The 7667-nt window shown below is 48.6% G+C and carries 7 protein-coding genes; 3 read left to right on the top strand and 4 right to left on the bottom strand.

What is annotated here, in order from left to right; all coding sequences use genetic code 11:
• Nucleotides 1-2 precede the first annotated feature (2 nt).
• Genes ACFVSO_RS09365 through ACFVSO_RS09375 form a run of 3 tightly spaced genes read left to right on the top strand, consistent with a single transcriptional unit; the run spans nucleotide 3 to nucleotide 2602 of the window.
• Entirely contained in the window at nucleotides 3-2291 is a 2289-nt protein-coding gene (locus ACFVSO_RS09365) for a hypothetical protein (protein WP_387472511.1), read from the top strand.
• Nucleotide 2292: 1 nt separating this feature from the next.
• Complete coding sequence (locus tag ACFVSO_RS09370) at nucleotides 2293-2478, top strand: hypothetical protein (protein ID WP_387472513.1); 186 nt, start codon at nucleotides 2293-2295, stop codon at nucleotides 2476-2478.
• Nucleotides 2471-2602 carry a hypothetical protein gene (locus tag ACFVSO_RS09375; RefSeq protein ID WP_387472515.1) on the top strand — a complete coding sequence of 44 codons (132 nt, stop codon included), beginning with the start codon at nucleotides 2471-2473 and terminating at the stop codon, nucleotides 2600-2602. The genes ACFVSO_RS09370 and ACFVSO_RS09375 overlap by 8 nt, the downstream gene beginning before the upstream one ends.
• A gap of 942 nt (nucleotides 2603-3544) precedes the next feature.
• On the opposite strand, the gene ACFVSO_RS09380 is transcribed toward ACFVSO_RS09375, so the two are convergent.
• The 4 genes from ACFVSO_RS09380 to ACFVSO_RS09395 all read right to left on the bottom strand — a co-directional run.
• A complete protein-coding gene (locus ACFVSO_RS09380; RefSeq protein ID WP_387472517.1) occupies nucleotides 3545-4408 on the bottom strand; it encodes a DegV family protein in 864 nt (287 codons plus the stop codon).
• Nucleotides 4409-4546: 138 nt separating this feature from the next.
• Nucleotides 4547-5890: a DUF445 domain-containing protein gene (locus ACFVSO_RS09385; RefSeq protein WP_387472519.1), complete on the bottom strand. Its 1344-nt coding sequence runs from the start codon at nucleotides 5888-5890 to the stop codon at nucleotides 4547-4549.
• A gap of 1 nt (nucleotide 5891) precedes the next feature.
• On the bottom strand, nucleotides 5892-7181 hold the full coding sequence (locus tag ACFVSO_RS09390; protein ID WP_387472521.1) for a DUF445 domain-containing protein: 1290 nt from the start codon (nucleotides 7179-7181) through the stop codon (nucleotides 5892-5894).
• A gap of 160 nt (nucleotides 7182-7341) precedes the next feature.
• Nucleotides 7342-7667, bottom strand: a 326-nt coding sequence (locus ACFVSO_RS09395) for a hypothetical protein (protein WP_387472523.1), incomplete at its 5' end; no start/stop codon positions are given.

Here is a 7667-nt window from a genome sequence, read left to right on the forward strand (position 1 = left end):
CGATGGCATATAATAAGACCGTTTGGCAAGATCATGTTGTTGATAATCATACGGGCCAAATCATCCAACAAGGTACACCCGTGAGCGCCACTCGGCTTAACAACATCGAAAAAGGCATCGAAGATGCACATAAGCAGCTTGACAGCCAGGAGAAGCAAACAGCAACTATCAAACATGGTGTAAACATTGTAACGCCTGATAAGGCAAGCGGAGCGACAGTTCAGGTTAAGGGCCGGACGCTAGTCAATATCTTGGGTAACGATGGTGGATGCGAGAGTCTAACAAATTGGTTTAAAGCAGGAACGCCGGAATTATCGACTTTAGTCAAAAGATCGGGGAATAGTAGCTTTAAATTTTCAGCGTCTGGAGCAACATGTTATGTGTCGAAAGACTTTAACAACAAGCTCGATGTTAATAAGCAGTATGTACTAGGTGCATGGATATATGTCGAATCTTTTACGAGAGGGCTTCCCATGGTAGGACTATACGAGCCAGGCAGTCTTACAACATCTCGCTATGCCTTATACACCACCTCAGCAAATGTGGGTGGATGGCAATTTGCTTACGTTAAAATCCCGGCAGCCAATACCCTTGTCGGTAACGGATTTAGATTACTTATTGGTCTGGCAAGTACCACCGAGGGTCAACCTACAGCAGTAGTGTATATTGATGATGTTCGTCTATATGAGGTATCTGCCGCCGATTATGCAGCCATAGGCACAACAATATTGGGCGACGCCGTTGACGCTTATTTGCCTTATGTGGATGGTTTAAAGCGTTTAAAAGGTGTGGGTGTGCGTAAGACGGGGAAAAACTTGCTGCCGCCTGCAACGCTAGCATCTCGCGTTCGCTCGGTTTGGACTGTAGGAGGTCCATATAAAGCAATACAAAATCGGACAGGTGCCAGCCAAACAATGGATTTTGACATAAGTCTAAAACCTGGCACTTACACTATTAGCTTTAAAACGGACATAGATATGAAGCATTATGTTACGTCATTTGATACGAACGGTGTCGAAACCACAATTTATCAGCCAACTGGTGTTAACCCTTTAACGTTTATCGTTCCGCAAAATTCCGCTTATGTATCGGTACGCTTTGGCAATAATTACAACGGCATTTTCACTGTAGAGAATTGGATGTTGGTTCATGGTGGCGTTGATAAACTCCCAGATTCATTTGAACCTCGCGTCGACCAATACGCCCATTGTCCCGTTACTTTGGGGAGTAACGTTGACCGTAGTATAGCGGATAGCTACGACAGCACAACGGGACAAGTGTTTAGACGATGGAAGACAGGCGTTAAGTTGGATGGTTCCCTCTCGTGGTTAGGTGCATGGAATGTCTCCGAAAATCCTGTAATAAAACGTATTTCAATAACCAACTTTCCTAATATTATGGTAGGTATGCCAGGACATATATTTCATCGTTACGATGGATTGATATTCCCTGAAGGTAGTACAGCGGAAGGCACAGAAAACATCTTCATGGCTCACTCCAATGGAACCTTTTACATTAACGTGCGGATGTCTGATGTTGGGTGGGTTGAATCGGTAAATGCTAACGCAAATGCTGTCAAAGCGATGATGAACGGATGGAAGGCTAACGGCAACAATGGCAGCGTCTACAATAGCTGGGTATCGATTTTAACGGGTGTGGCTCCACCTACCAATACTGAGGCTTATGTTGCTGCAAATAAAGCTCCAGGATGGGATGCATGGGCGACGCTAGATTATGTACTTGCGATGCCAGTTACCGAAGAGCTATCGGGCGATCTAGGCAGCATCTCGCTGGATGCAAGAGAAAATTCAGTGGAATTGCTGGAAGGTACGATCGTTCGGGAAAAAGCAAACCCCGTTCGCGGAACTGGCACCAGTAGCCGTAATGAATATTACATCAACTTGAATCAAGTAACGACACCAAGCTTTGAAGTTCCTTCGGGTTCACAATTAACACATCGCGCCGCTATAATAATAGCCATTTATGATGGTGAAAAACGCAATGCCAAATGGTCTATCGCAGTTTCAAGCAACGCTCATGGCAAAGTCAGGGCGTCTATCAACGTAGAAGATTTGCTAAATCCTGATAATGTGTACGTTGATTATGTAGTGCTGGATAAATACTCTTTCAGCACGAACGCAATAGAAGCTGTTCTGCATTATAAGGCAGCTACCAACAGCATACTGGCACAAGCGGTGCAAGAAATAGCTCAAATTAAAACACACGATGGAATACAAGATTGGATATTAGCTCAATATGCAGCAAGGTTATTGGCACTGGAGGAGGCTTAGTATGGACTTAAATATGCAAGATGTGATTTCCTACCTTAAAGAAAAGGGAATCGATGTCGCGCCACAAAAAAGCACATTTCAACTCAATACAGAAATGGTAGCAGTTCTGTTGACATTCCTTATGGCTGAAGTAGATTTTCTACGGGCGCGTGTCGATACCCTAGAGGGAGGTGGGGAAAATGCTTAATGAAGTGTTTATGGGTATGTATCGTACAGCAGTTCAATCGGGAAGGTTGCCTATTGAATTTGTACCTGAACCATATCGTTCTGCTCTGAAGGCTGAAAGCGAGCCTCAAAATAACGAAGAATAAAGCATTAGAAAAGCCCTGCAAAAGCGGGGCTTTTTTTGTCAAATATGATGAGAATCTTTGCCAAAAATTTTGCGCCGCTACAAATTCTATATGTTTTTTATGTGTTTCGTTAGAAAAACCAATCATATTTTCTACAATTATGGGAGCCTGACTTGCTATTAATGGATACTTTTGCTCTAGATATGAATATATTACCTCTTTTTCTTTAAAAGTCGGAATAACCGGTGGTATTGGGAGAGCTATGGGTTGATCGTCTTCTGCTTTTTCCTCCGGCGTCTTCATTCCAAATTCAAAAAAATTATAGAGCGATTTTCGTCTTTCAAAATCCGTAATTACAAACCCTCCATTTTCATCCAATCTAAATCGATCAAAATTAACAATCTCAAGTTTAGAGGGTTTTCTAGACTTGGTTTCATAGTACAAAGTGACTTCGAGAACTTCTTGTCTAGCTAAAAAAGGAACTGGCTTATAAACTTGATTTATAGGTTTGGAAATTTTCGTTACCTTTGAGTCTTTTGAGATGAACAACCACATGCTTCCCCCCAACTCATCGCATCCTTTCAAGAATTTTTTCTTAGAGTCGATTTCCTGAAACGTTTTATATATGAACTTCGCTAATACTACTGGATTAAATTCCAATCCCTGCAAATTGACTATATCATGCCATTTGACCTATGTATAGAAATATAGCGCCTAATACGACATGCTACAACAAGTCAAAACAACTCTGCTTTCCTGTTGCTGCCAAAAGAGTAACAACAGGAAAAACTTCCCCATAAGTCTCTCCTGCGAACAACTCCAAAGAAAAAAAGAACCGCACAACAGTACGGTTCTGAAACTTCTAAGTATGGCGCGCCCGATAAGATTCCAACGTACAACTTGCAGTTCAGGAAACTATAACTCGCTTGTGCAGTACCTCTATTAAGACTTACTCCCAAATACCTACTTCCGCAAATAACTAATAGCCACCGTCTTAGGCCCAGTATGCGAGCCAATCGTACAACCGCCTTCGATCATAATAATCTCTTTAACAGACGTATGCTCCAACAAGTAACTGCGCATGTAGTCCGCCGCCTTCTCAGCTACAGTCTGAGCAATGACGACAACATTTTGATCTATGCTATCAATATTATCTACAATATTTTGCATAACGCCCTCAAGCGCCTTTTGCGTTTTGCCCCGGTATTTCTTCGTGGATAGAATAAGACCTTGCTTGATGCCAAGTACAGGCCGGATATTTAATAAACTGCCAATCATGTTCTGAATGCTGGATACGCGTCCGCCCTTGTGCAAGTAATCCAGGCGGTCAATCAGGATGTCGATCTCGACGCGGTCTCGGTGCGACTCCAAATGTGCGACCACCGTATCCATATCCTTCCCCTGCTCCAGCAGCCGTGCGGCCATAATGACGAGCATGGCGGTGCTTGCGGACAAGTGGGTGGAATCGACGAGCGTGATTCGTCCCTCAGGGAAATCATTCATGGCAATTCTGGCATTCTGGTTTGTGGAAGACACTTTGGCAGACATGCTGATAAACAACACCGAATCTCCAGCGTCAATTGCGTCTTGAAATGCTTGCGTGAAATCATCCGGCGAAGGCGCTGCTGTACGAGGCAATACCCCGTTCTCCTCCACCCGCCGGTAGATCTCCTCAGTCGTAATATCAATTCCGTCCCGGAAGACTTCCTCGTTGAAAATAATATATAAAGGCACGATCGTAATGTTATATCTCTCTATCCATTCTTGCGGCAAATCCGACACGCTGTCTGCGAATAATCTAATGTTGTTCAGGCCTGCTTCCTCCATTCGATAGTCTGTCTATCACTATATATAGTATAAACGATTTAACTTTAATGTCAGCGTTTTCTTTTCAGGGTAATGTGTCCATTCCGCGAAAAAAAAGCCCATACCGCCATGCGGCACAGGCCTTCCTCCAGTACTTTCCTAAAATAGATACTCCAGCAGCGGCCCATAGATGCCATGCAGGATCACGAAGATAAGTGCCCCCACCCCAGCTCCGATAAATGCACCGTTCAACCGGATACGCTGCAAGTCCGTCTCGACCTTGCTTTCGATAAATTCCACCAGCCGCTCCTCGGTGAAGCCCTCCAGCGTCTTGCGCGCAATACGCCCGATCAAGGCATGCTCCTGCTCCATGATGCCGTTGATGAATTGCTTCAAGTAACGATCGAGCTGAGCCTTGGTCTCCTCATCCGCCTTGAACGCTTCCCAATACGCGCCGATCAGCTCCGACAGCCAGTTCTTCACATCATCGACATGAAGCTGGCGCTCTTCTGCTGCCAAATACTTCAGCTCGCTGCCTGCAAGCAGCATCCCTCTCATGCTGTCCAGCAGCGCATGGATGGAAGGCTGGAGCGACAGCTCATCCAGCAGCTCAAGCTTCCACTTCTCGATGGTCGCAGCCATGTCCTCGCTCGTCTCCAGCTTCTCCGCCAGCTCCATCAGCCGGACCTCGACTAGCACACGAAGCTCATGCTTCGGATCCCTCAAATCATTCATAAACGATTGCAGATCATTGTACAGCGTATTCGCAGCATCATCCAGATTCAACGCATCCGCTGCCTCGGCGAAATCAACCAGCTTGCGCTTCAGCCACTTGGTGAAGGAGCCTCCTTCGGAGACGAAGTTGTCCTTCTCCTTTGTCAGCATGGCGCGAATCGCTTGCTTCGTATCCTCGCTAGCGACCCGCTTCGCCGCATACTCGACGACCTGGCCCATCCACTTCTGAAAATCGCTGTTCACCAGCAGCCAGCGAAGCCCTCTCCCACCGTAACGGGACAGATCCATCCCTCGAAGCGAACCCCGAACATATCCGTCCAGCTTGCCAGCCAGCTTCTCCGTATCCGTTCCCTTCACCCAGGAGAGCAGCAGCTCCCAGCCTTTCTCGGCAATACCCATGCCGCCGCTGCCCTTGCGGTCCAGCCAGCCGATGATGGCATCCACTATGCTGTAAGCCATCAGTTTATCCTTGATCATGCTTTTGCTGAGCAGCTGCTCCTCTACCATGGCGGCGACACCTTCGACCAGCTTCGTCCGATTGCGCGGAATGATCGCCGTATGCGGAACCCAGCGCATGCCAAGCGGATGCCGGAACAAGACCGTCACAGCGAACAGATCGGCCAGCGCCCCTACCAAGCCCGCTTCCGCGGAATACAGCAACAGCTTGGACCACCATCTGCCGGGATACCAATACGTCAAGGCAGCCGCACCGATGAATAATAGAGCCAGCAACAGCAAGCTAAGATTGGCTTTTCGTCTCATCGTCATGTTATCGCCCCCCTATCCAGAACGTGAGCAGATAGAGAACGAGGCCGACCAGCCCGCCTACAACCATCCCGTTAAGCCGAATGTATTGCAGGTCCTTGCCTGCCTTTTCTTTGATTAATTCAATAAGCTCATCCTCTGAAAAAGAATTCAGCTTCTCTCTCACCAAACGTCCGATAAGCGTATGCTTGTTCTCAATCCAGCCGAGCAACAACGACTTAACGCCAGTGTCGAGCGCTGCCTGAAGATCCTCACGCGTCCTTAATTGCTCTAGCCCTCTGTCAATTTCCTGGCGCAGCCAGCCTAGCGGGGATGACTGCGGGGCTCCCTCATCTTGAGCGGCTGCCATAAGAGCTGCTCGCGCCTTCTCGATACGGGTCTTCAGCAACTCCTCCAGCGGGACATTCTCCTGAATCTTGGCCAGAATAGTCAGCTTCCCAGCCTCAATACTCTGGCGAAGCGATTCATCCTCCCGCAGCCTGCGTACAAACTCGGCAAGAAACAGCTTAAAGCTTTGACGCTGCGGATGATCCTCCGCAGCGAATTGCTCAATGAAGTTAGCCAGCCAATCCTGAACCTTCACGCTAATGGCAGGCGCATTCAAGCCCGCTGTGAAGTCGACCAGTCTGCGGCGCAGCTTCTCCCCTTCATAGGATCGGATCGCCGAATCAGCGAACTGCTCGACAAGCGCCCGGAATGGCTCCGACTTCACTAACTGCACGAGCGGCTGAACGACAAAATTGATAATTTTATCATCATAGCCGTTGCGAATGGTCCATTCTCCTACATCTGCGAGCACATCGGACACCTGTAAGGAGCCGGCATGATCATAGGCGAATCGCTCGATGCCTCCGGCCAACCCGCCCGGCTCCACTTTCTCCAGCAGATCGCCTGCCAGCTTGCCTGCGAATTGCTGCACCTCTTCGCTTCCGCCGCTCTCGGACAAATAGCGGACCAGCACCTTGCCCAGATCATGTTCTTCGAGCGTGGCTTTGATTGATGCAACTGTCAGCAGCTCCTTCTCCACCATGTCGACAAGCTCGCCAATCAGCCGCTCTTTATTACGGGAAATAATATGAGTGCCCATCCATTTCGGCCATTTGATCCGCAGAGGATCACCGAATAATGCGCTAATCGCAAAAGAATCCGCCAGTCCGCCAATCGTCCCGGCGCTGAATATGGCGAATAACAGCCCTCCCGCAAACGTGTGCTGGAAGGGGAACGCCGCCAGGATGCCTATGCCCGATAAGATCAAGATAGTGTTGGCTTGTTTTTTCACGCTCCAATTGTTCATCTCGTTGCCCCATTTCGCTTGCTAGAATACGGTAATGATAGTTTAACCTTTTTTGGAGCGCCCATCCACTCGCCTCTAGTCGCGTTCATGGCAAAAAGCCGCCCCGACCGGCTATTCTCCGTAAGGAGCACCCATCGAGACGGCTCTTATTCGTTACCTCTTATTGCTGACTGCGCGGCTGGCTGTCGATCTTGCCGCTTGGGGGAACTTTACCGCCCGGAGGCGTTTTGCCCGCTCCGCCACCGCCGACATTGCCGCCCGGTGCTTTGCCTGCTCCGCCACCGCCGACATTACCGCCCGGCGCTTTACCTGCTCCGCCGCCACCGATGTTGCCGCCTTTACCTTCGCCAGCACCACCGATATTGCCGCCTTTGCCTGCTCCGCCGCCGCCGATGTTGCCGCCTTTACCTTCGCCAGCACCACCGATATTGCCGCCTTTGCCTGCTCCGCCGCCGCCGATGTTGCCGCCTTTACCTTCGCCAGCAC

Origin of the sequence: Paenibacillus sp. NPDC057967, from assembly GCF_042887015.1 — a bacterium.
GTDB lineage: Bacteria > Bacillota > Bacilli > Paenibacillales > Paenibacillaceae > Pristimantibacillus.